At 61.4% G+C, this 24,931-nt stretch carries 17 protein-coding genes; 12 read left to right on the top strand and 5 right to left on the bottom strand.

Going from position 1 to position 24,931, the window contains the following annotated elements; translation table 11 throughout:
• Positions 1-37: 37 nt before the first annotated feature.
• The 8 genes from PH551_RS19855 (at position 38) to PH551_RS19820 (ending at position 10,419) form a co-directional block, all read left to right on the top strand.
• The gene (locus PH551_RS19855) at positions 38-1,111 is read left to right on the top strand and encodes an efflux RND transporter periplasmic adaptor subunit (protein WP_285194550.1); all 1,074 of its coding nucleotides are present in this window, start codon (positions 38-40) and stop codon (positions 1,109-1,111) included.
• The gene (locus PH551_RS19850) at positions 1,108-2,193 is read left to right on the top strand and encodes an efflux RND transporter periplasmic adaptor subunit (RefSeq protein ID WP_285194549.1); all 1,086 of its coding nucleotides are present in this window, start codon (positions 1,108-1,110) and stop codon (positions 2,191-2,193) included. The genes PH551_RS19855 and PH551_RS19850 overlap by 4 nt, the downstream gene beginning before the upstream one ends.
• A complete protein-coding gene (locus PH551_RS19845; RefSeq protein WP_285194548.1) occupies positions 2,190-5,261 on the top strand; it encodes an efflux RND transporter permease subunit in 3,072 nt (1,023 codons plus the stop codon). Before PH551_RS19850 ends, PH551_RS19845 begins: the two co-directional genes overlap by 4 nt.
• Positions 5,262-5,445: 184 nt before the next feature.
• Complete coding sequence (locus PH551_RS19840; RefSeq protein WP_285194547.1) at positions 5,446-6,597, top strand: alpha/beta hydrolase; 1,152 nt, start codon at positions 5,446-5,448, stop codon at positions 6,595-6,597.
• A gap of 126 nt (positions 6,598-6,723) precedes the next feature.
• Complete coding sequence (locus PH551_RS19835; protein ID WP_085781700.1) at positions 6,724-8,175, top strand: NCS1 family nucleobase:cation symporter-1; 1,452 nt, start codon at positions 6,724-6,726, stop codon at positions 8,173-8,175.
• A gap of 226 nt (positions 8,176-8,401) precedes the next feature.
• Positions 8,402-8,686 carry a type II toxin-antitoxin system TacA family antitoxin gene (locus PH551_RS19830; protein ID WP_085781699.1) on the top strand — a complete coding sequence of 95 codons (285 nt, stop codon included), beginning with the start codon at positions 8,402-8,404 and terminating at the stop codon, positions 8,684-8,686.
• A gap of 3 nt (positions 8,687-8,689) precedes the next feature.
• A complete protein-coding gene (locus tag PH551_RS19825) occupies positions 8,690-9,199 on the top strand; it encodes a GNAT family N-acetyltransferase (RefSeq protein WP_285194546.1) in 510 nt (169 codons plus the stop codon).
• A gap of 176 nt (positions 9,200-9,375) precedes the next feature.
• Positions 9,376-10,419, top strand: a complete 1,044-nt coding sequence (locus tag PH551_RS19820) for a magnesium and cobalt transport protein CorA (RefSeq protein WP_085781697.1) — start codon at positions 9,376-9,378, stop codon at positions 10,417-10,419.
• Here PH551_RS19820 and PH551_RS19815 read toward each other — a convergent pair whose 3' ends face one another.
• The 3 genes from PH551_RS19815 to PH551_RS19805 all read right to left on the bottom strand — a co-directional run bounded on the left by PH551_RS19815 (position 10,420) and on the right by PH551_RS19805 (position 12,512).
• Positions 10,420-11,193 carry a phosphotransferase enzyme family protein gene (locus PH551_RS19815; RefSeq protein WP_285194545.1) on the bottom strand — a complete coding sequence of 258 codons (774 nt, stop codon included), beginning with the start codon at positions 11,191-11,193 and terminating at the stop codon, positions 10,420-10,422.
• On the bottom strand, positions 11,190-12,080 hold the full coding sequence (locus PH551_RS19810; protein WP_285194544.1) for an MBL fold metallo-hydrolase: 891 nt from the start codon (positions 12,078-12,080) through the stop codon (positions 11,190-11,192). The genes PH551_RS19815 and PH551_RS19810 overlap by 4 nt, the downstream gene beginning before the upstream one ends.
• 69 nt (positions 12,081-12,149) lie before the next feature.
• Positions 12,150-12,512: a hypothetical protein gene (locus PH551_RS19805; protein ID WP_285194543.1), complete on the bottom strand. Its 363-nt coding sequence runs from the start codon at positions 12,510-12,512 to the stop codon at positions 12,150-12,152.
• A gap of 244 nt (positions 12,513-12,756) precedes the next feature.
• Between PH551_RS19805 and PH551_RS19800 the strand changes: the two genes are divergently transcribed.
• From PH551_RS19800 to glgB, 3 genes are read left to right on the top strand one after another with little or no spacing between them, the layout of a single operon-like run.
• Positions 12,757-15,978 (top strand): alpha-1,4-glucan--maltose-1-phosphate maltosyltransferase, encoded by a 3,222-nt coding sequence (locus PH551_RS19800; protein ID WP_285194542.1) that lies wholly within the window; start codon positions 12,757-12,759, stop codon positions 15,976-15,978.
• Positions 15,979-19,260, top strand: coding sequence for a maltose alpha-D-glucosyltransferase (gene treS / locus PH551_RS19795; RefSeq protein ID WP_285194541.1), 3,282 nt, complete (start codon positions 15,979-15,981; stop codon positions 19,258-19,260).
• Positions 19,257-21,455, top strand: coding sequence for a 1,4-alpha-glucan branching protein GlgB (gene glgB, locus PH551_RS19790; protein ID WP_285194539.1), 2,199 nt, complete (start codon positions 19,257-19,259; stop codon positions 21,453-21,455). The genes treS and glgB overlap by 4 nt, the downstream gene beginning before the upstream one ends.
• Positions 21,456-21,476: 21 nt before the next feature.
• Here the strand turns inward: glgB and PH551_RS19785 are convergent, their stop codons facing one another.
• Together PH551_RS19785 and PH551_RS19780 are read right to left on the bottom strand one after the other, a co-directional pair.
• A complete protein-coding gene (locus PH551_RS19785) occupies positions 21,477-23,102 on the bottom strand; it encodes a thiamine pyrophosphate-dependent enzyme (protein ID WP_285194538.1) in 1,626 nt (541 codons plus the stop codon).
• 29 nt (positions 23,103-23,131) lie between these two features.
• Entirely contained in the window at positions 23,132-24,307 is a 1,176-nt protein-coding gene (locus PH551_RS19780) for an amino acid aminotransferase (RefSeq protein WP_285194537.1), read from the bottom strand.
• A gap of 150 nt (positions 24,308-24,457) precedes the next feature.
• Between PH551_RS19780 and PH551_RS19775 the strand changes: the two genes are divergently transcribed.
• Complete coding sequence (locus PH551_RS19775) at positions 24,458-24,925, top strand: Lrp/AsnC family transcriptional regulator (RefSeq protein WP_221127112.1); 468 nt, start codon at positions 24,458-24,460, stop codon at positions 24,923-24,925.
• Positions 24,926-24,931: the final 6 nt, after the last annotated feature.

The raw sequence follows: 24,931 nt of genomic DNA, 5'->3' as shown, positions 1-24,931 counted from the left end.
TTATATAGCAGCTGCCGTTGAGAGCAAGAGGTCAACTATGAGAACCATTCTGATCGCCACAGCGATCGTATGCACGATCGGTCTCGTCTCCTGCAGTGAGCCTGGCGGGCCGAGCGAACCTGCCGCGCGCCAGGTCGGCGTCGTCGTTGCGAAGTCTGAGCCGCTGAGTGATGGCGGTGCGCTGACGGGAGAGGTGCGCGCCCGGGTCCAGACCGATCTGTCCTTCCGGGTCAGCGGCAAGATCATCGAACGGCTGGTGGAAGTTGGTCAGTCAGTAAAGGCGGGGCAGGTACTGGCGCGCATCGATCCGGAAGAGCAGAAGGCCGATCTCGATGTGGCGGCGGCCAATCTTCAGTCGGCTGAAGCCCAGCAGACCCAGGCACAGCTCGCCTTCGACCGTCAGCAGAGCCTGTTTCGAACGCAGGTGACGACGCGGGCCGCACTCGACCAGGCACAGGAGGCGCTCCTGACGGCGCAGGCCTCGACGAAGTCGGCGCAGGCGCTCTTCGAGACCGCGCAAGACACCCTGTCCTATACGGAGCTGAAAGCCGATGCCGATGGCGTGATCACCGCCCGCAATGCCGAGGTCGGGCAGGTGGCGCAGGCCGCGCAGGTTGTCTTCACCCTTGCCCATGACGGCGACCGGGACGCCGTCTTCGAAGTTGTCGAGAGTGCGTTCCTGCGTCCGATCGAAGGCGACGGCACTGTGAACCTGCTGTCGAACCCCTTGCAGAAGATCACGGCGAAGGTGCGCGAGATTTCGCCGACGATCGATTCTTCCACCGGAACCATCAGGGTCAAAGTCGCCATTACGAGCGATGCTCCCATTCCCCTCGGCGCTCCCGTCGTCGGGAAATTCAGTTATGTCCCCCAGGACGTCATTCAGCTGCCCTGGTCGGCAATGTCCTCCAAGGACGGCAAGCCAGCCGTCTGGATCGTCGATCCTGCATCCTCAGCGGTTTCGATGAGAGCGATCGATGTCGCCAGCTACGAGACCGGCAGCTTCGTCGTCAAATCGGGTGTGTCGGCGGGAGATGTCGTGGTGACCGACGGGACCAAATTCCTCAGGCCCGGTGAAACCGTGTCTTATGTGAAGGAAGTATCCAAGTGAGTATTCGTCCCAAGATAATGGCCCTGATGATGGGTACGGCCCTGATCTCCTCCTGCACGAAGCCGGAGGAAAGCACGCAGGAGGCGCCCCGTCCCGTGCTGTCGATGACGGTCAGGCAGACGCCCGCCACAAGCCTCAGCCTGACCGGCACGATTGAGCCGACGATCGAGACCGAACTCGGCTTCCGGATCCTCGGGCGGATGATCGCCCGCAACGTCAATGTCGGCGATGTCGTCAAGAAGGGTGACGTGGTTGCTGCCATCGATCCGCTGGCGCTGGAGCTTGCCGTGCGCAGCGCCCAGTCCGATGTCGAGAATAGCGACGCCCAGCTTCGAAACGCTGTAACGACGGAACAGCGCCAGCGCGCGCTGGTGGAATCGCGCTCGGGCACGGAAGCCTCGCTCGAAGAAGCCGAGCAGGCGAGACGGACGGCCGCGGCCGCCGTCGCCAAGGCGCAGGCCAATCTCGACAAGGCCAAGGAGCAGCTCGGCTATGCGCAGCTTCAGGCGGAGTTTGATGGGGTCGTCACGGCGACATCGGCCGAGGTCGGCCAGGTCGTGTCGGCCGGCCAGACCGTCGTCACCATCGCCCGGCCGGACAAGCGTGATGCGGTGGTCGACGTGCCTCAGGCCGCTGCCCAGAAACTGAAGATCGGCGCGCCCTTCGACGTGACGCTGCAGCTCGAGCCTTCGATCCGCACGACGGGCGTCGTGCGCGAAATCGCGCCGGAGGCGGAAACCGCCACCCGCACGAGCAGGACCAAGATCGCACTTGCCGATCCGCCTGAAGCCTTCAGGCTCGGCGCGGTCATCACAGCCTCCGCAACCATCGCCGCCGACCCCGAGATCGTGCTGCCTTCCTCGGCGATCCTTGCCGGCAGCGACGGCGCCAGCGTCTGGATCGTCGATGTGCCTGCCAAGAAGGTGGCGCTGCGCCGCGTGAAGATCGACGGCGACGTCGTTGACGGCGGCACCGTCCGCGTCACCGAAGGGCTCGCTCCCGGAGAGAGGGTCGTCGTGGCAGGCGTGCATAAACTTGAGGATGGCCAAGCCATCAGGATCGACCAGGAGATCAGCCAGTGAAGTCCTTCAATCTTTCCGACTGGGCGCTCGAGCACCGTTCGCTCGTCTGGTACTTCATGATCGTCTTCATTCTCGCAGGCGCCTTCTCCTATCTGAACCTCGGCCGCGAGGAAGACCCGAACTTCACCATCAAGACAATGGTCATCACCGCCCAGTGGCCCGGCGCCTCCGCCGAGGAGGTGACGCGGCAGGTGACCGACAGGATCGAGAAGAAACTCCAGGAACTGGAATCGCTCGACTACACCAAGAGCCAGACCGTCGCCGGCCAGACGACCGTCTTCGTCGAGCTGCTGCCGACGACCAAGGCTAGGGACGTCGCGCCGACCTGGCTGCGCATCCGCAACATGATCGCCGACATCAAGGGGGATTTCCCGAGCGGGGTCGTCGGTCCCTTCTTCAACGACCGCTTCGGCGACGTGTTCGGAAACATCTATGCCTTCACCAGCGATGGGCTCACCCAGCGCCAGCTTCGCGATCTCGTGGAAAATGCCCGCTCAGAAGTTCTGACGGTCCCGAATGTCGGCAAGGTCGATGTGATCGGCGCCCAGGACGAGGCAATCTATCTCGAATTCTCCACACGCCAGATAGCGGCACTCGGCATCGACCAGCAGTCGGTCATCCAGACGCTGCAGGCCCAGAATGCCGTCACGCAGTCCGGCTTCGTCGACGCTGGTCCGGAGCGCATCGCATTGAGGGTGAGCGGACAGTTCACCTCCGAGGAGAGTCTCAGGTCGATCAACCTTCGCATCAACGACCGCTTCTTCCCGCTGACCGATGTCGCCACGATCAAGCGTGGTTACGTCGATCCGCCCTCGGCGCTGTTCCGCTTCAATGGAGAGCCGGCGATCGGACTTGCCATCGGCATGAAGCAGGGCGCCAACCTGCTCGAATTCGGCGAGGCGCTCGACGCGCGGATGAAACAGGTCGTCGCCGATCTTCCGATCGGGGTGGATGTCCACCGCGTTTCAGACCAGCCCCATGTCGTCGATGAAGCCGTCTCGGGCTTTACCCGCGCGCTCTTCGAAGCGATCGTCATCGTGCTCGTCATCAGCTTCATCAGCCTCGGCCTGCGCGCCGGCATGGTGGTAGCGATCTCCATTCCTCTCGTGCTCGCCATCACCTTCGTGGTAATGGAATATTCCGGCATTTCGCTTCAGCGCATCTCGCTCGGCGCGCTCATTATAGCGCTCGGGCTGCTCGTCGACGACGCCATGATCGCCGTCGAGATGATGGTGGCCCGCCTGGAGGCGGGTGACGACCTGAGGAAGGCTGCGACCCACGTCTACACATCGACGGCCTTTCCGATGCTGACGGGAACGCTGGTGACCGTCGCGGGCTTCATCCCGGTCGGTCTCAACAGCAGTGCGGCGGGCGAATTCACCTTCACGCTTTTCGTCGTCATCGCGGTTTCGCTTGTGGTCTCCTGGATCGTCGCCGTGCTGTTCACGCCGCTTCTCGGGGTCACTATCCTGCCGAAGACGATGAAGTCGCATCACGAGAAGAAGGGGCGTTTCGCCGCCGTCTTCTCGTGGCTGCTGACGCTCGCTATGCGCTGGCGCTGGATCACCATCGTGCTGACGGTCGGCGTCTTTGCGCTTTCGGTCGGCGGCATGGGGCTGGTGCAGCAGCAGTTCTTCCCGAACTCGGACAGAACCGAGCTCGTGATCGACTGGAACCTGCCGCACAACAGCTCGATCGCCGAGACCAACAGGCAGATGGGCAAGTTCGAAAAGGAGATGCTGGCCGACAACAAGGATATCGATCACTGGACGACTTATGTCGGCCAGGGCGCCCCACGCTTCATCCTGTCCTTCGATGTGCAGACGCCCGATGTCACCTTCGGGCAGACCATTATCGTCACCAAAGGTCTCGACGTGCGCGACAAGGTGCGGGCGGAGCTGCAGGATTATCTGACGAAGACCTTCCCCGGCACCGACGCCTTCGTGAAGCTTCTCGATATCGGCCCGCCGGTGGGCAAACCGGTCCAGTACCGGATCAGCGGCCCGGATATCCAAAAGGTACGTGATATTTCCCAGCAGTTTGCAGGCGTTGTCGGTACCCATCCGCTGCTGTCGAACATGGTGCTGGACTGGAACGAGCCTTCGCGGGTGGTGAAGGTCGATGTGCTGCAGGACAAGGCGCGCCAGCTCGGCGTCTCTTCCGAGGACATCGCGACGGCTCTCAACGGTATTGTCGAAGGTTCGACCGCGACGCAGATCCGCGACGACATTTACCTGGTCAATGTCATCGGCCGGGCCAGGGCGTCCGAGCGCGATTCCGTCCAGACGCTTGAGAATCTGCAGCTCTCGACCTCCAACGGCAAGGTCGTGCCGCTCTCGGCCGTGGCGAATTTCCGCTTCGAACTTGAGCAGCCAACGATCTGGCGTCGCGACAGGCAGCCCACCATCACGCTCAAGGCGGCCGTCATCGGTTCGACACAGCCGGCTACGATTGTCGATCAGCTGAAGCCGAAGGTGGAGGAATTCCAGAAGAACCTTCCTGTCGGATACAGGGTGGAAATCGGCGGCGCCGTCGAATCCAGCGCCGAGGCGCAAGGGCCGATTGCGGCGGTGGCTCCGCTGATGCTGTTTACGATGGCGACGATCCTGATGATCCAGCTGCAGAGCTTCAGCCGCCTCTTCCTGGTCTTTGCGGTCGCGCCGACGGCGCTGATCGGCGTGGTCGCAGCCCTCCTGCTGAGCAACGCCCCGATGGGCTTCGTCGCCATCTTGGGGATTCTGGCGCTGATCGGCATCCTGATCCGCAACTCCGTCATCCTGGTGGTGCAGATTGAGCAACTGCGTGCCGAGGGATTGGCGCCATGGCAGGCTGTCATCAAGGCGACCGAACACCGCATGCGGCCGATCATGCTGACGGCGGCGGCGGCAACCCTGGCGCTGATCCCGATCTCGCGCGAGATCTTCTGGGGGCCGATGGCCTACGCCATGATGGGCGGCATCGTCATCGGCACCGCGCTCACACTGCTGTTCCTGCCGGCACTCTATGTCGCGTGGTTCAGGATCCCCAGGGATGAAAGTGTTCGGGCGGAAGCCTTGGCTGAGGCATGAAACCGGCTTCGACGGCCATCGCCTACGGCCGCCGCGGCGGCCGCTGCAACACGGGCCGCGACGAAATAGGTGGGATGGCGCAGGCGATGCCGTCCCACCCCGGAGCGGGAATGGCATGGCGAATGATGACGTGGTCAGAACCACACGCCGGAGAGCGTCTTGATCTGAGGGAAACGGATCGATAATGCAGCGACATTTCCGAGGCCTGCCAAAGCCAGTGCTCGCGATCATCGTCACCATCGGCCTGGCGACGCTCGCCGGCTGCGCCACGCGGCCATCGGCTGAGGTCTTGACGCCTGTTCATCTGAGCGTGCCGGCCCGTTCGGAAACGGCGCCGGACAGGGTGAGCGTGCTCGTCGCGACCAACAGGACCCCGGATCGCGTGCGGGGCGGGTTCGACAGCACATGGGCCGAGAAGCTGACCTATGAGCAATACGCGTTCTCGGTTCCTCCCGTCAGGAAGGATACCGTTATCATCTATCCCAAGTCAAAGCCGGATCCGGAGCGGCAATTTGCCGTCGTCAAGCGCAGGCAGCTGCCTAGGGATGCGTTCGTGCAGCAGGCGCTCGCCTCCGTGCAGCCCGACGGCACCGTCGGCATCTTCGTCCACGGCTACAATTACAGTTATCAGGAGGCACTTTACCGCACCGCGCAGATTGCCGCCGACGCGAAGATGCCGGGCGCTCTGATCCTGTTTTCCTGGCCTTCGGCGGCATCCGTCGCCGGATATGTCGCCGACCGCGACGCTGCGCTTTCCTCGCGCAGCGAACTCGATTCTCTCGTTACATCTCTCTCGGCGTCGGGCAAGGTGAAGCGCATCATCCTGTTCGGGCACAGCATGGGCGGGTTCCTGGTGATGGAAACGGTGCGAGAGCTCAAGCTGCAGCATCGCAACACCGTGATCGGCAAGCTGGCGGTGGTGCTCGCTGCTCCAGACATCGACGTCGATGTCTTCCGATCGCAGCTGAAGGACATCGGTCCAATGCCGAACCCGATCTCCCTTCTGGTTTCCAAGGACGACCGGGCTCTTGTGGCCTCAAGCTTCGTCGCCGGCGAACGAGCGCGCGTCGGCCGCCTCGACATCGACGATCCCGTCATCCAGGAGGCGGCCTTGCAGGCGAGGCTCCGGGTCATCGACATTACCTCGATCAAGACCTCCGACGGGTTGGGCCACGACCGCTACGCATCGCTCGCGAAGTTCGGCGCCCAGCTTGCTTCCTTCGAGAGCGGCAGGCGGTCGACCTCCGGCGATGTCGGCGCCTTCGTCTTCGATGCCGCAGGCGCTGCAGTCGCAAGCCCGTTTCGCCTGGCTGGGCGTGTCGTTCGCCCGCAATAGACCGATAGCCTGCTCATCTGGTCGATCAGGATTGTGTACAATGTGACTATTAAATTGTCAGATGCCCAAATGAAGCGCAGACTTCCATCGTGGCCGAGTCGGCCACTGGGGATATGGGAGGGCATTATGAGCATTCAAAATCCGTCTCCCTCGTTGTATAACGAGGATCTGGCGCCCGCGGAGGAGCGTAAGTGGGGTGCATTCAGCATCTTCAACGTCTGGACGTCGGACGTCCATAGTCTCTGGGGCTATTATCTGGCGGCAAGCCTGTTCCTGCTCTGCGGCAGCTTCGTGAACTTCGTCATCGCCATCGGCATCGGCTCTCTCGTCATTTTCTTCCTGATGAGCCTGGTCGGCAATGCCGGCGTGCGCACCGGTGTCCCCTTTCCGGTTCTGGCGCGTGCCTCCTTCGGCACGTTCGGCGCCAATGTTCCGGCGCTGGTCCGGGCGGTGGTCGCCTGCTTCTGGTACGGGGCGCAGACCGCCGCGGCATCCGGCGCAATCGTAGCCTTGCTGATCCGCAACGAGAGCCTGCTCGCCTTCCATCAGAACAGCCACATGCTCGGGCATTCGACCCTCGAACTCATCTGCTACATCATCGTCTGGGCGCTGCAGCTGCTGATCATTCAACGCGGCATGGAAACGGTTCGCAAGTTCCAGGATTGGGCAGGTCCTGCCGTCTGGATCATGATGCTGATCCTGGCCGTCTATCTGGTCGTCAAGTCAGGCACCTTCTCGTTCGGTTCAGAAATCCCGCGCGACGTGCTGATCGATAGGACCAAGGACGCAGGCGTGCCGGGCGAGCCCGGCTCGATTGCGGCACTTGCCGCGGTGGCTGCGACCTGGATCACCTATTTCGCCGCGCTCTACCTGAACTTCTGCGATTTCTCGCGTTACGCGACGAGCGAAAAGGCGCTGCGGAAGGGCAATCTCTGGGGCCTGCCGATCAACCTCCTGGCATTCTGCCTCGTCGCAGGTGTCACGACCACGGCCGCCTTCACCGTATACGGTGAGGTCCTGCTGCATCCGGAAATGATCTCGGCAAAATTCGACAGCTGGTTCCTTGCGCTGCTTGCGGCGCTGACATTCGCGGTGGCAACGCTCGGCATCAACGTCGTGGCGAACTTCGTCTCGCCGGCCTTCGACTTCGCCAATGTCTTCCCGCGCCAGATCAACTTCAAGCGCGGCGGATATATCGCCGCTTTGATCGCCCTCGTGCTCTATCCGTTTGCTCCCTGGGAGACGGGTGCGGCGCATTTCGTCAACTTCATCGGTTCGACGATGGGGCCGATCTTCGGCATCATGATGGTCGACTACTATCTCATCCGGAAGAGCCAGTTGAACGTCGAGGCGCTCTATCAGGAGAACGGCGAATTCCGGTTCCAGAACGGCTGGCACGGCAATGCCTTCATCGCATTTGCGGTCGGTGCGCTGTTCTCGTCGATCCTGCCGACCTTCACCTCCATCCTGCCGGACTGGTGGGGCACCTATGGCTGGTTCTTCGGCGTCGGCATCGGCGGGGCGATCTATTTCGTGCTGAGAATGGGCGCGCGGCGCACTCCGGCCTTCGCCTCATGACGAAACAAAGGCGCCTGGCCATCGCCGGGCGCCTTCATGCCCTGTTTGGAAAACCTGCTGCCGGAGGGAGCCGGTGATTCGCCCGGTTCAACGGCGTACCGCCACTGCATGGATGGCCGTACGGCGTATGAGTATTGCGCCGTCAATTAGGCAGAAGCACTTTTAATGTATTGCGTTCCGCGTTACATTCTCCTATATACCTTCCCGATGCCTCATGAGGGAAACCATGGCAAACACCGCTCCCCGCAAGGAAATACCCGTATCAATGCGTTTTCGCGATGATGATCTGGCAGTCATTGACCGTGGTGCAGCGCTCACGGGTCTCTCCCGGACAGAGTTTATGCGACGCGCTGCCGTGCATGAGGCGCAGATGGCGATCCTGAACGAAAGCGTCATCCGCCTGTCTCCCGATGCTTTCGATGCCTTTGTGACGGCAATCGAGGCGGCACCATCCGCGCCATCGCCGAAAGTAGTGGAACGCTTGCAGCGCAAGGCGCCTTGGGAAAATTGACCGGTGGCGCTGTCAAATGTCGAGCTTCTTGACGGGCGTCATCGACTTCAGGGGTTTTCCTGTGGCAAGCCATCCCTGGATTCTTGGCTACAGAACTTTGCAGCATCGAACCAGCAACGTGGATTTACACGGACGTTTGTCGTTTGCGACGACGATAGGGTGATCGGCTATTACGGCCTCGCACCGACGGTCATCGAGCCCAACGTCGTATCACGCAAGATCAGAACTGGACGTCCGCCCGATCCGATTCCCTGCCTCTTGATCGGGCAATTGGCCGTGGATAGCCGCTATAGGAGCAAAGGTATCGGATCGGCACTCGTAAAGGATGCCTTTCTTCGCTGCGTTGCCGGAGCCGATATCATCGGCGGACGGGCCATCGTCGTTCGTGCGATCGATGAAGAAGCCGAGCGGTTCTGGCAGAGCTGGGATTTTATGCCCTCGCGCGACAACTCATCGATTCGTATTCGCTCACTGGAGGATATTCGTGCATGGCTTTCAGGTCTCGGTGGATAGAGATGCAGGCGCGCCGCCCTCTGGCTATTGGATGGGCGTTTTTCGATAGCGAGGGTTTAGCAAGTCGCCGTGCGGAAGCGGATGCATGTTTTACGAAATGGCATTATGATCGGCGCAACGCTTGACCGGCGTTGGATGCGGATACGTGAGCCGCGGAACGGGGAGGACGGCAGGATTTGGAACGGCTGAAGGATCTGGACAGTGTTTCCGCGCGGGTCGGCAGCGGGACGGCGTCGCCTCCTTATGAACGACGCGGCGTCGTAGCTGCCGCCGTCTACGAGCATGGGCAGCGTATTCGCGACATCAAAATAGAGGAAGCCGGCGAGTGGCGAAACCGGGAAAATGCCATCGTCTGGATCGGCCTGCACGAGCCGGATGAAGTGCTGCTGCACCAGATCCAGGCCGAGTTCAATCTGCATCCGCTGGCGATCGAGGATGCGGCGCAGCCCCACCAGCGCCCGAAGCTGGAAATTTATGGGGAGGCGATGTTCATCGTCGCCCGCACCGCCCATATGAAGGACGGCGAAATCGTCTTCGGCGAAACGCATCTCTTCGTCGGCCGCGGTTACGTCGTTTCGGTCCGCCATGGGGAGTCGTCCTCATATCTGGCGGTAAGGCAGCGTTGCGAGGCAACGCCGGCAGCGCTTGCCCATGGTGAGAACTACATTCTCTATTCCATCCTGGATTTCATCGTCGACAACTACATGCCTGTCATCGAGGTGGTGCAGGAAGAGGTCGAGATGCTCGAGGATCTCGTGCTGCGCGAACAGTTGGGAAAATCTGACATCGAGCGGCTTTACCTGCTGCGGCGCAAGCTCCTTCGCCTGCGCAACGCCGTGGTGCCGCTTGTCGACGTCTGCCGGCGATACGAGCATATCGACCTTCCCGGCATGGATCCGACACTGCAGTCGCTGTTTCGCGATGTCACCGATCACGTGCGCCGGGTTCAGGAAGATATCGATGCGTTGCGCGAGGTGCTCGCCTTCGCCTTCGAAGCCAGCGTCATGATCGGCCAGACGGAACAGACGGCAATCGCTCGCAAGCTCGCCGCCTGGGCGGCGATCCTCGCCGTTCCCACCGCGATCGCCGGCATCTACGGCATGAATTTCAGCGATATGCCGGAATTGAAATTCCAGTATGGCTATTTCGTCGTATTGGGCGTCATCGCTGTCCTGTGCCTCAGCCTTTTCGGCTTCTTCCGCCGGCGAAAATGGCTTTAGTCAGGACAGCGCTTTCAACAGCCGATTTCGGTGTATGCCGATATAGCCGATGTCGTTCAGATAGAGCCTGGCGTCTCCTGCATCGACGTCTTCCGCGAAGATTTCGTCGCCGGCCGCAGCCCTTGCCAACATGAAATCGACGAGGGCTTGAAGCCGGCTGCAGATCATCTCGGGAAGCTGGCGCCGTTCTTCCATCGTCGCGCCATAGGCGTTGCAGAAGATTTTCGCCCGCCGCAGCTGGTCGTCCAGACCGAATGCCACCGAGGGGTTGGCAGGATCGGAGAGGGGCCCCCAGCGATAGACCGCATAGGCGAGATCCCAAAGGCGCGGGGCGGGATGGGCAGTGTCGAAATCGATGATCCCGACAGCCTCCTGATTGACGGCCGCGACATTATAGGGCGCATAGTCTCCGTGACAGACGATCTCACGTGGCTCCTGCGGCGGCAACATCCATATCTGAGCATCGTCATCCGATTCCAGAAAGCCTTGAGATGCAGTATGAAAATCGCGCAGAAGTCTCGCTGCTGACATCAGCATGCGCTCCCATCCGACAATGGGATCACTGAGGTCTTCACAGACGCGCCCGGCGACGTAGCTGACGACCTCCTGATCGTCGCCGGTAATTTGAATGGGCTGCGGAGCTGCCGAAAAGCCTTTCCTTCCGAGATGGCGCAAGAACCGGTGCGTGGTCGGCGTCCATGCGCCGGATGGTCTGATGACGGTATCCCCGTCGCGCCAGATCTGTCCGGTTCGCCCGCCCTCCAATAATTTCACGCATGGCCTCCAGATTTCAGTTTTTCGATATGGGCCTGAACCGTAGCGGCAAGGTTCGTCTCATGGCAGTTCCGGTAGAACGCCGCCGCGTCCAAAGGCATCCCGTCGGGAATGGCGACGAAGTCGTCAAGACGGAAACCATTTGTACTGCCGAGTTCAGGGTCAGCCAGCTGGCTTTCACACAGCCCGCCGATGCGAACAGCCAGGGCTTCGAAATAAGCAAGGTTCTCATCCACCGCCGAAGGCGAAGATGATCTGCCGTGCGCGGGAATGACCAGTCTCGCATCAAGGTCACGGATCCGCGTGAGTGAGGAGCGGATCTGCCGAAGATCATGGGCACTCCTGCTCCAGACTTCGGGAATGGGAGTTTCCACCGCGTCGACGGCCAGGCAGATCCGGAGTTCCGGGATCCAGACGGCGATATGGTCAGGCGTGTGTCCCGGCGTATGAATGAGTTCGAGCGTCAGATCGCCGCCGTTCAGGGCCATCGAGCCGGAGAAGGTGATATCCGGGCCGATGAGTTCGACATTCGCAAACCGCGTCTCCAGTCTTGCCTTGTCCTTCAGGATCTGCTGCGTGGAGGCATCACGCAGACGGTCGAGTGCCGCGGCATGCGCGATGATCGGAGCACGCCCTGAAACCGCAGAGTTTCCCCAGAAGTGATCCCAATCCATATGCGAATTGACGACGATCAGCGGGCGATCCTCGCCTCTGTCGCCAAGCAGATCCAGCGCCATCCGGCACAGCTCGGGCGTGCCGAGCGTATCGATCAGGACATTGAACCTCTCGGTCCGCACAAACACGGCATCGACCTCGTCTCCCGCCCGGAGGATAATGATGCGCTCGTCAAGACCGGGATAGGAGCACAATTCTACCGCTTGGTTCACGTCTGCCCGCCATATTGCAACCGCAGTGATATCATCTACTACATCAAATCTCGTTTGGATGCTCGCCCCCTAAGGGCTCCCAGATGTCCGCTCCACGGGCACTGGCACATCCCACCGTTCCATCACGGCGTTCGGCACAGTGACCGCACAGATCACCATTACGCTGAGCTTCGAGCGGCCGAGGTTCTTCGGCGTCCATTGCGCCTGGAGCGGGACGGCGCATCGGGGAACCAGCACCTTCGCGTTCGGTTCCAGCACGTTCCAGCGCTGGTGCCCCCTGGCGGTTTCCTGCGTGATGAAACGCCTGGCCTCCTCGCGGATTTCGAACAGGCCGTGCTTATCAGGTGCCGAGCGGTCGGTCTCGATGCTCCAGGAGGCGAGGAAGGGTATGCAAGCCGGGAGGGCGGTAATGACGACTATTGATCGAAGCATTGATGGGTGGGCTCTCAACCGCTCTATGATTTCCGGATTGGAAACAGTCAGAGGATCTTTTAGCGCATGGCGGCAATATCTCTACCGGCAAATCCCAAGACTTCCTTCTCTCGTTGAGCGCGACGACCTGGCTGATGATGTCGTCTCCCGTCCGCATGCCCCATGCAGCCGTGAATTGACGGTTTGAGTGGAACAACCTCCGCCAAAGGAAGTTTGCCTGAAAAGCAACTCGAGGCGGCGGCCGATGTTACTCTCTGCGAAGCAGGGTGCTTTCAGCACCCCACCCCGGATCTATTATGTCAACCCGCTACTTCTCCAAGGTATCGATGCATGGCGTGAGGTTTTCGGCCATGCGGCGGATACCGGCTTTGATTATGTTCTGACCGCGCCGCTCTTCGAGCGGGGCGGGGACTGCAGCGTCTTTACCTCCCGGGATTTCGATCGCCTCGATCCTGACCTGCAGCTCGGCAGCGCGGTCGATGATGGGCTATCGCGCTTGGTGGAGGCTGCTGACAAGAGCGGCGTCGGCCTGATGATGGACCTGATGCTCGACGGGAAAGTCGGCGATGCACAAGTCTTTCGTCCGGTCGATCCTCGACGCTCGCCGCTCGATCCGGCGGAGCCGATGAACACGATCGGGTCCGAGCGGCAATTGCGTTTGTTGGGAGAGTGGACCGAACGGCTATGGCGGCTGTCCGGGCTCGGCCTCTCCGGCTACCGAGTGCTCGGGATTGATCGCGCCGCACCGTCGCTTTTCAAATCGCTGATCGCTGCCGTGCGCGAGAAGGTTGACGCTCAATTTCTCGCCTGGACGCCCGGCACCGATTTCGCGGTAAGAAGAGCGATCGCCGATGTAGGCTTTTCAGGATGTTTTTCATCGATGGCCTGGTGGGATCTCGACGAGAGATGGTTCATCGAGGAGCACCGCGTCCAGGAGGCGCTCGGCTGGCAGGTTGCCTTTCCCGAACCGCCCTTTGCCAGGCGGATCGCGCATGGGACCGAGAGCCGTGAAATCCTCGAGCGGCGTGCCGTCAGAGCGCTGCGGCTTGCCGCCTCGCTCGGCGGTGGTCTCATGGTTCCGATCGGTTTCGAATATGGTGCGGCGACGCCGCTCGATCCCACGCATGGCGATGGTTCGGGCCTGAGGAGGCTGCGCCATGATCTCGCCTTCGACATCTCCTCCGAAATATGCCTCGCCAATGCCGAGATCGGCAGGTCCGGCCACGCGCGCGCTCCATCGCTTCGCCTGATCCGCAACGCCAATGGGCCGGTTTCGGCGCTTGTACTATCCGAGGAGCAGGATCTTCGCAGCGCATCGAATGTGCGGTTCGTCCTGATTAACAGGGACCTCAGGAGAAGCGCTTCCGCACCGACGACGGCCCTTCGCGAAGTTGCCTCCGGTTATCTTCCCGTCGCCGCCGATGCGGTCCTGCGCCTGCGGGCAGGGGAAATGCGGATCATCGAAGCCAAAGCGCCCGAGCCGATTGCATCCCGGCCAGCTATCGACGTTGAGCAGGCAATCGCTTCGCCGCGGCTTGCCATCGAAAACATCATGCCTCGGGTCGATGACGGACGATTTCCCGTAAAGCGTGTGGTCGGCGAAACCGTCACAGTCGAGGCCGATATATTCGCCGACGGCCACGACCCGCTCGCCGCCGTGCTGCTCTGGCGGCCGCTCGATGCCATGGCGGAGTGGAACGAGACGGAGATGCAACTGGTCGAGAACGACCGCTGGCGTGCCGAATTCCTGCTGGAACGCGTCGGGCGCTATGAATTCGCGGTCGAAGCGTGGAAGAACCCGTTCGCGATCTTCCGCTACGAGCTGACCAAGAAGAACGATGCCAGGCTGGACCTGAAACTGGAGCTGCAGGAAGGATTGGACCTCGTCCACACCGCGAAGGCCGAAGCGCAGGCGGCACTCGGCGCAGAGTTGCAGGCGCTCATCGACAGTCTTGAAAACGCTTCCGATGCCGAGCGCACGGCGATCTTGCTCGACCCCGAGACAGCCGAGTTGATGAAACGGGCCGATAAGCGGCCTTTCCGGCTTCGCTCCACGACAAGCGCCGTCGATGCCGAACGCAAGTCGGCGGCCTTCGCCAGCTGGTACCAGATCTTCCCGCGGTCGCAAAGCGGGGATCCGAACCGGCACGGGACCTTTGACGACGTCATCCCGAGACTGCCGGATATCCGCGGCATGGGCTTCGACGTGCTCTATTTTCCGCCGATTCATCCGATTGGAACGACCAACCGGAAGGGGCGGAACAACAGCCTGAAGGCAGCACCCGGCGATCCGGGAAGTCCTTATGCCATCGGCTCCAAGGAGGGCGGCCATGACGCAATTCATCCAGAGCTTGGCGATTTCGAGGATTTCGGCCGGCTGGTCGAGGAGGCGGGCCGGCATGGGCTGGAGATCGCACTCGACCTTGCGATCCAGGCCTCGCCCGATCACCCATGGCTGACGGAACATCCCGGCTGGTTCGACTGGAGGCCCGATGGCACAATCAAATATGCGGAAAATCCGCCGAAGAAATACGAGGATATCGTCAACGTCGACTTCTACACGAAGGACGCGCTGCCCTCTCTGTGGGTGGAACTTAGGGATATCGTCCAGCTTTGGGTCGACCAGGGCGTCAAGCTGTTTCGGGTCGACAATCCGCACACCAAGCCCTTCCCGTTCTGGGAATGGCTGATCGGCGATATCAGGGCGCGCCATCCCGAGGTCGTCTTCCTGTCGGAAGCCTTCACCAAGCCGAAGGTCATGTACCGGTTGGCGAAGATCGGCTTCTCCCAGTCCTATACCTATTTCACCTGGCGCAATACTAAGTGGGAGCTCGAGCAATATATGCGGGAGCTGACCGAGACGGCGCCGAGGGAATTCTTCCGCCCGCATTTCTTCGTCAACACCCATGACATCAATCCGGATTTCCTCCAGAACGCGCCGCGCCCGGCCTTCCTGATCCGCGCGGCATTGGCCGCGACGCTTTCAGGACTGTGGGGTGTCTATAACGGCTTCGAACTCTGCGAGGGGCGTCCCGATGCCAAGCGCAAGGAATATGCCGACAGTGAGAAATACGAGATTCGCGCCTGGGATTACGACAGGCCGGGCAACATCATCGCCGAAATCCGGATGTTGAACCGCATCCGGAACGAAAACACTGCGCTGCATTCGCATCTCGGCCTGACGCTGCTGAACGCGTGGAATGACAATATCCTGTTCTTCGAGAAGGCGAGCCGCGCCCGGGACAATGTCCTGCTGATCGCGATCAGCCTCGATCCCCACAATTTTCAGGAGAGCAATGTCGAGCTGCCTCTGTGGAAATGGGGGCTTGGGGACAGGGGCGCGCTCGACGCCGAGGATTTGGTCACGGGGCACCGGTTCAGGTGGAACGGCAAATGGCAGAAAGTGAGTTTCAATCCTCAGATCCTGCCCTTTGCGATCTGGCGCGTTCGCGCAGCGGAGGCATGAATGGACACGATGAATCCCGGTAGCGTCGACCCGCTGCTCTGGTACAAGGATGCGATCATCTATCAGCTGCACATCAAGTCGTTCTACGACGCCAATGGCGATGGTGTCGGCGATTTTGCCGGACTGCACCAGAAGCTCGATCACATCGCAGCGCTCGGCGTCAACGCCATCTGGCTTTTGCCTTTCTTTCCCTCACCGCGACGCGACGACGGATACGACATCGCCGACTACGGCAATGTCAGCCCGGATTACGGGACCATGGAGGATTTCCGCGCCTTTGTTGACGCCGCGCATCAGCGAAATATCCGCGTCATTATCGAGCTCGTCATCAACCATACCTCCGACCAGCATCCCTGGTTCCAGCGCGCACGCCATGCACCTGCGGGATCGCCGGAGCGGGATTTCTATGTCTGGTCAGATAGCGACCAGAAATTCCCGGAAACGCGCATCATCTTCCTCGATACGGAGAAATCGAACTGGACGTGGGATTCGGTCGCCGGCGCCTATTATTGGCACCGCTTCTATTCTCACCAGCCCGATCTCAATTTCGACAGCCCGCTGGTTATGGAGGAGCTGCTGAAGGTGATGCGCTTCTGGCTGGAGACCGGCATCGACGGTTTCCGCCTCGACGCAATTCCCTACCTCGTCGAGCGCGAGGGGACGATCAACGAAAATCTTCCCGAGACCCATGCGATCCTCAAGCGCATCCGTGCCGCTCTCGACGCCACTCATCCCGGCGTGATGCTGCTTGCGGAGGCCAATCAGTGGCCCGAGGACACGCGGGAATATTTCGGCGAAGGCGACGAATGCCACATGGCGTTCCACTTCCCGCTGATGCCGCGCATGTATATGGCGATCGCCAAGGAAGACCGCTTCCCGATCACCGACATCCTGCGTCAGACGCCTGAAATCCCGGAGAATTGCCAGTGGGCGATCTTCCTGCGCAATCATGACGAGCTGACGCTTGAGATGGTCACCGACGCGGAGCGGGACTATCTGTGGGAGACCTATGCATCCGACAAGCGCGCCCGCATCAATCTCGGCATCAGGCGGCGCCTGGCGCCGCTGATGGAGCGCGACCGCCGGCGCATAGAGCTGATGAACGCGCTGCTTCTGTCAATGCCGGGAACGCCCGTGATCTATTATGGCGATGAGATCGGCATGGGCGACAACATCTATCTCGGCGACCGCGACGGGGTGCGGACGCCGATGCAATGGTCACCGGACCGCAATGGCGGCTTCTCCCGAACGGACCCGGCGCGACTCGTCCTGCCGCCGATCGCCGATCCGCTCTACGGTTTCGAGGCCGTCAATGTCGAAGCCCAGAGCACCGACGCGCATTCGCTGCTCAACTGGACGCGAAAGATGCTGGCGTTGCGTGGCCGGCATCCGGCCTTCGGACGCGGATCGCTGCGTTTCCTGTCGCCTGAGAACCGCAAGATCCTGGCCTATCTTAGGGAATATAACGGCGAGACGCTGATGTGCGTCGCAAACCTCTCGCGACTGCCCCAGGCGGTCGAGCTCGACCTCTCGGCCTTCGAGGGCCGCGTGCCGATCGAACTAACGGGCATGTCGCCGTTTCCACCGATCGGGCAACTGACCTACCTCCTGACACTGCCGCCCTATGGCTTCTTCTGGTTTCAGCTGGAGGCCGATGCCGATCCGCCGGCATGGCGCACTGCTCCACCCGAACAGCTTCCCGATCTCGTGACGATGGTGATCCGCCGCGGTCTGCTCGACCTGGTCGATGAGCCGCGGTTGGGACGCGTCCTCAGCAACGAAATTCTCCCCGCCTATCTCACCAAGCGGCGCTGGTTCGGCGCCAAGGACCAGCCGCTTCAGGCGGCCCGGCTGATCTCGGCAACGCCGATTCCCTATGCCGAGGGGATCGTTCTCGGCGAATTGGAGGTGGAACTGCCGGATCATAGCGAGTCCTATCAGCTGCCGTTGGCGATCGCCTGGGACGACGCGCAACCCTCCGCTCTGACGCAGCAGCTTGCGCTCGGGCGGGTTCGCCAGGGCAGGCGGGTCGGCTTCCTGACGGATGGGTTTGCGGTCGAGCCGATGGCGCGCGGCATCCTGCGCGGACTTGCCGACCGTTCGCGCATTACGGGGCGCACCGGCACCCTCGAATTTTTCGGAACCGAACGGCTCGACCGCCTCAATATCACCGACGAGATGCCGGTCCATTGGCTCTCGGCCGAGCAATCCAACAGCTCACTGATCGTCGGCGACGTCGCGATGATCAAGCTGATCCGGCACATCTTCCCGGGTGTCCATCCAGAGGTGGAGATGACGCGGTTCCTGACCTGCGCGGGTTACGACCACACCGCGCCGCTGCTCGGCGAGGTCGCGCACACCGATTCCAGCGGCCGCCGCTCGACCTTGATCATCGTCCAGGGCGCGATTCGCAACCAGGGCGACGCCTGGAACTGGATGCTGAACAATCTGCGTCGCGCGGCGGACGAGTTCGTCTTGAACGATCCGGCGCTTGAGCCGGACGACGAGGTCTTCCAGCCGCTCATCAACTTCGTCGCAATGGTCGGCGTGAGGTTGGGCGAGCTGCATGCAGTGCTTGCTGGAGAAAACGCAGACGAGGCGTTCAGTCCTGTCGTCGCCGGCGACGATGAGGTCGAGGCGATCAAGAAGGCAGTGTCAGGCGAAGTGGCCTATGCCATGTCGAAGCTTGCCGAGCGCGAGGAAAACGCCGATCCCACGATCGATCAACTCGCCGGCCCGCTTCTCGATCGACGATCGGAACTCATCGAGCTTGGCGCGAAACTGGCGGAGAGCGCCCGCGGCTCGCTGATGACGCGCACGCATGGCGATTTCCACCTCGGCCAGATCCTGGTCAGCGAGGGTGACGCGGTCATTATCGACTTCGAAGGCGAGCCAGCGAAAAATCTGGCCGAGCGCCGCGCGAAGACCGTTCCCCTGCGCGATGCCGCCGGACTTTTAAGATCGCTCAGCTATCTCGTCGCCACCGCCCAGCTCGAAAACGACGCCATTACCGAACATGAGAGCGAGGTTCGCCGCGACGCCATCGCGCGTTTCGGCCGAAGGGCCGAGGAAGCCTTTCTCGGCGCTTATTGGCAGGCAGTTTCGACATCCGCGGCGCTCGCTATGCCGCCTGATCAGCGACGGAGGGTTCTCGATGCCTTTCTTCTTGAAAAAGCCGCCTACGAAATCGCTTATGAAGCCCGCAACAGGCCGAAATGGCTGCCGATCCCGCTTGCCGGCCTTACCGAAATCGTATCGCGCTTAGCGGGGGTAACGGCATGAATGTTGAACGCTCGGAACTTCTCGCAGGTATCGGACACGATGCCCTCTGGGCTCTGATCGAGGGACGCCATGGCGATCCCTTCTCGATCCTCGGCCCGCACGAAAGCGGCGGCATGACGATCGTGCGCGTCTATTTGCCGGGCGCCGAGGGCGTCGATCTCATCGAAGCGGCGAGCGGCAAGGTGGTGACGCCCTTCAGCATCGCTCACCCCGCCGGCCTGTATGCGGCGGCGATGGGATCGAGGATGCCTTACCGGTTGCGGATCACATGGCCGGATGGCGAGCAGATCACCGAAGACCCCTATAGCTTCGGGCTTTTGCTCGGAGAGCTCGATCTCCACCTGATCTCCGAGGGCACCCATTACAGCCTGAGCCGGACGCTCGGCGCGGTTGAAATGTCGGTTGACGACGTCGCGGGCGTCCGCTTCGCCGTCTGGGCGCCGAATGCCCGCCGCGTTTCGGTTGTCGGCGATTTCAACGCCTGGGATGGGCGGCGAAACCCGATGCGGCTGAGGCAGTCCGCCGGTGTCTGGGAGCTGTTCGTGCCCCGGCTGGCGCCCGGCGAAAGATACAAGTTCGAGATCATCGATGCGCACGGACACTGCTTGCCGCAGAAGGCCGATCCGGTGGCGAGAGCCAGCGAGGCCGCTCCGTCCACCGCTTCGATCGTCGCATCGTCGACGCGGTTTCGATGGACGGACGATGATTGGATGAAGGGCCGGTCGCGACAGGAAAGACTGGGAGGGCCGATTTCCGTCTACGAGGTGCATGCCGGTTCCTGGCTGCGGGAGAATGGCGGACGGTCGCTCGACTGGGTCGAGCTCAGCCAGCGGCTCGTTCCCTATGTTCGCGAGATGGGATTCACCCATATCGAGCTGCTGCCGATCATGGAGCACCCCTTCGGCGGCTCCTGGGGATATCAGCCGCTCGGCCTCTTCGCCCCGACCGGCCGTTATGGCACGCCCGAGGATCTCGCCTATTTTATCGACCGCTGCCATGGCGCCGGCATCGGCGTCATCCTCGATTGGGTGCCGGCCCATTTTCCCACCGACGTCTGGGGGCTCGCCCGCTTCGACGGCACCGCGCTCTACGAGCACGAGGACCCGCGCGAGGGCTTTCATCGCGACTGGAACACGCTGATCTACAATCTCGGCCGCAACGAGGTGAAAGGCTTCCTGATCGCCAGCGCGCTCGAGTGGCTCGAACGCTACCATATCGACGGATTGCGCGTCGATGCCGTTGCCTCGATGCTCTACCGCGACTACAGCCGCAACGAAGGGGAATGGATTCCGAACCGCTATGGCGGCCGCGAAAATCTGGAAGCGGTGGAGTTCTTCAAACACCTGAACAGCATCGTCCATGAGCGCTGCCCGCACGCGATGACGATCGCCGAGGAATCGACGGCCTGGCCCGGCGTCACCAAGCCGCCGGAAGAGGGCGGGCTCGGCTTCGACATGAAGTGGAACATGGGCTGGATGCACGACAGCCTGAGCTATATCCAGAAAGATCCCGTCTATCGGAGCTACCACCACGGCACGATGACCTTCGGCATGATCTATGCCTATTCCGAACGCTTCGTTCTGCCGATTTCGCACGACGAGGTGGTCTACGGAAAGGGCTCGCTGCTCGGCAAGATGCCCGGCGACGAGTGGCAGAAGTTCGCCAACCTGCGCAGTTACCTCGCCTTCATGTGGGGCCATCCCGGCAAGAAGCTGTTATTCATGGGAAGCGAGATCGCTCAACCCGGCGAGTGGAACCATGACGCTTCGGTGAGCTGGGATGTGCTGGATCGGCCCGCGCATGCAGGAATCCAGCGGCTGGTCAAGGATCTGAACGGCTTCTACAAAGACGAGCCGGCATTGCAGTTCGGCGATTTCCATCACCAAGGCTTCGAATGGGCGACGGCGGATGATGCAGTCAATTCCGTCCTCGGCATGCTGCGGTATGCCCCTGACCGCTCCTCGTCGGTGCTCGTCGTCTCGAATTTCACGCCAGTGCCGCGCTATGGCTATAGGATCGGCGTGCCGCAGGATGGCGTTTGGATCGAGAAGATCACGACGGATGCGGGCGAATATGGCGGCTCGGGCCTCGTCAACGGCGCAGTGTCGAGCGAACCAGTATCTGCCCACGGGAGGCCGCATTCGCTCTCGCTGACGCTGCCGCCGCTGGCGACGATCTTTCTCAAGTCGCCTTGATAGGGCTTCGCCTCCTTCCGGTCATTCGTGCGGAGCCGGATGGATGAAGGGCCAGGGGCTTGCCTCCGATCCCTTTTCAACTGGAACTTCGATGAGGACGGGCTCGTGGAGTGCAAGGGCTTTCTTCAGCACGTCCCTTAATTCGCCGGGGCTCGTCGCCTTGAAGGATCGGATGCCGAAGCTTTCGCCGAGAGCGACGAAATCGGGATTGGTCAGATCCGAGCCGAGAGTGCGGCCCTTATAGGTCTGCTTCTGGTCGCGCAGCACATTGCCATAAGCGGAATTGTTGAACACGATGGCGACGACGGCGATCCTGTGCTGTACGGCAGTGGCAAGCTCCTGAACGCCGAACATGAAGCCGCCATCACCCGAAACGGAGATCACGGCTTTGTCGGGGTGGGCGACTTTCACGCCCAAGGCGGTGTTGAAGCCGAAACCGAGATTGTCCTGATAGCCGCATGTCACATATTGACGAGGACCGTAGGTCGGGAAGGCAAAGCGGGCGGTAAAGCCCATCTGGCTGACTTCCTCGACGAAGAAGCCGTCTCTCGGCAGGGCCTCGCGAATGGCTTCGAGATAGCCAAGCTGCGGCTGCACCGCCGAAAAACGAGACCTTGCCACTACATTGAGTTCGGCAAATTCACGTGTGCGATCCTCGCGGCCGGAACCGGCCAGCGCATCGATCAGCGCCTTCGTTCCATCCCTGGCGTCCGCGACGATACCGACATCCGGCTTGAGGCGGACCATTTCGGTCGGATCGATATCGATGCGGATGATCTTGAGCCCCTTGGGAAGCCACTTCCAGCGCATGAACTGCAATTCGAGCCGGCTGCCGACCCCGATCAGCACGTCGACCTTCTTCCAATATTCATAGGCGGCGACGAAATTCAGATAATTCGGATGGTCGTCGGGGACGATGCCCTTGCCGGAGCGATGCGATGTCACCGGTGCCTGCAGCAGTTCCGCAAGCGCGGCGATATCCGCGCCGGCATCCGCCGCGCCACCGCCAACCATGATCATCGGATTACTGGCGCTTGATATCAGCGCCGCCGCGGCGGCGATCTGATCGGGATTGATTGCCGGATGAGGCGCTCTCGCGCCAATGGGAATGTCTACTTCAGGGCCGGATTGTCCGAACACGTCCCAAGGGGCTTCAACCGCTCCCGGGCCCTGGCGGCCGGAGCGCATCTTGGCGACAACCCCCGCCATGATGACACCGGCTTCGGACTGGTGATTGATGCGTTCCGCCGTCTTGGCAATCCCGCGCATTGTCGCGAGTTGATCCGGCAGTTCGTGCAACTGTCCTCTGCCTCGGCCAATCAGGTGCGACATGATATTGCCGGTGATGCAGAGCACCGGCGCGTTGGCGCCGTAAGCGGTGCAGAGGGCCGCGCCCGAATTGAGGACGCCCGGGCCGGGCACGACGGTATAGGCGCCGATCCGGCCGGTGGATTTGGCATAGCCGTAGGCCATATAGGCCGCACCCTGTTCGTGCCTTGTATGGATGAATCGGATCTTGTCGCCGGCGTCATAGAGCGCATCGTTGAAATCATACATGTGGGCGCCGGGGATGCCGAAGACCGTGTCGATCCCATGGGCGACAAGCGATCGGGTGATCGCCTGGCCGGTCGTTTCTTTCCTGCTCATTCGGAGGCTCCAACGGAGTGTTGATTTATTTACTTCAGGCAGCCTTCGGCCCTGAGCGCGGCGACGATGGCGCCGGCATCGGCGGGCTGCATGCCGGCAAGATTCATGCGGCCTGAATCCGCCATGTAGATGCCATGGTTTGCCCTGAGCGCGATCGCCGTTTCCTTACGCATGGAGAGATTGGAAAACAGGCCGCGCTGCCGGCTGATGAAGGCCAGTTCGGTCGAGGCAGCAGCCAGCGCCGCGCGATTGCCGTTGATGCGCTCGCACATTTCTTCGAGTTCGGCGCGCCACATTGCCGTCATTTCTGCGCTTTCGAGAATGGCCCTGACGACGGCAGCCCCATGATCCGGCGGCATGGACCAGTTGACGCGGGCAAGCGCCGCCATGTTGCTTTCCGCCTTTCTGACGTCATCGGCATTGCGAGCCACGACATAAAGTGCGCCGACGCGTTCGCGGTAGAGGCCGAAGTTCTTGTCGCAGGAATAGGCGATCAGCGCCTCGTCGACCGCATCGAGGATCATGCGTGTCGGGGCGGCATCCTGTTCGAGGCCGTCGCCGAGCCCCTGATAGGCAAGATCGATGAAGGGCACCAGCCTGTGCGCGACGAGGAGGTCGGTAATCTTTCGCCACTGCTCCATGGTTAAATCGACGCCAGTTGGGTTATGGCAGCAACCGTGAAGCAGCACGACGTCGCCTTCCCCGGCGGAAGACAAGGCGGAGACGACGCTGTCGAATGTCACCTGCTGTGAAGTCAGGTCCACGAAGGCGTATTCCTTCACGCCCAAGCGTGCCGAAGCGAAAATCGGTGCATGGTTGGGCCAGCTCGGCGTTCCCAAAAAAACCTTTGCTGATGGGTTTGCCGTTTGAATGAGCTCCGCGCCGAGACGGAGCGCGCCGCTGCCGCCGGGCGTTTGAATACCGGCGAGCCGTTGGGCGAATTTCGGCGCGTTGCCGAAGATGATCGGCTCAAGCAGGCGCACGAATTGCGGATCGCCTTCGGGGCCGAGGTATTTCTTGCTGCCCTGGGTCTCCAGGAGAAACTGCTCCGCCGCCTTGACGGCCCGCATGACGGGCGTGCGTCCCATGCCATCGCGATAGACGCCGACGCCGAGGTCGATCTTTCCGGGACGATCGTCTGCCTGGAAGGCCTTGATGAGGGCGAGCAGGCTATCGGCCGGCCGGCTGTTCAGTTGGTCAAACACAGTTCCACCTCGCTTTTGCATTGTGGCTGGAGATTAACTTAACTGTCACGGCGAATTTCTGCGATTTTCACCCCTGGAGTCCGTGATCGTGCAGACAATCGGCGGAAGCGGCCTATAATGTGCAGAAAATCACCGTCTGGAGTGATGGTCATGCTTGATCCGTTCGATATCAAATTGCTCGCCGCCCTCCAGCAAAACAGCGAGATGACGCAGGGCGAGTTGTCCCAGAAGGTCAACCTGTCCGCCACTCAATGCGCGCGCCGTTTGGAAAGACTGCGCAAAGAGCAATATATCCAGAGCGTCGTCGCTATCCTCAATCCGGTGAAACTGGGTTTCACCGTCGTCGCACATACGCTCGTCAGCCTTCGAGCCCATACCGAAGGCGGAAACGAGCGGCTCCATCGTTTCATCGAGACTGCGCCGGAGATCCTGGAATGTTACTCGCAGACAGGCGACGCCGACTTTCTGATGAAGGTCATGACGCGTGACCTCGACCATCTCAGCCAGTTTCTCGAAAGAATGATCCGGGTCACCGACAATCTGGCGTCGGTCAAATCGAGCATCGTCCTCAAGACGATTAAAAAGACGACCGCTTTGCCACTGCAGATCGTGACGTGAGAGCGG

It is taken from the genome of Rhizobium atlanticum, from assembly GCF_030182485.1.
GTDB lineage: Bacteria > Pseudomonadota > Alphaproteobacteria > Rhizobiales > Rhizobiaceae > Rhizobium.
This window is presented reverse-complemented; position numbering and strand designations above follow the sequence as displayed.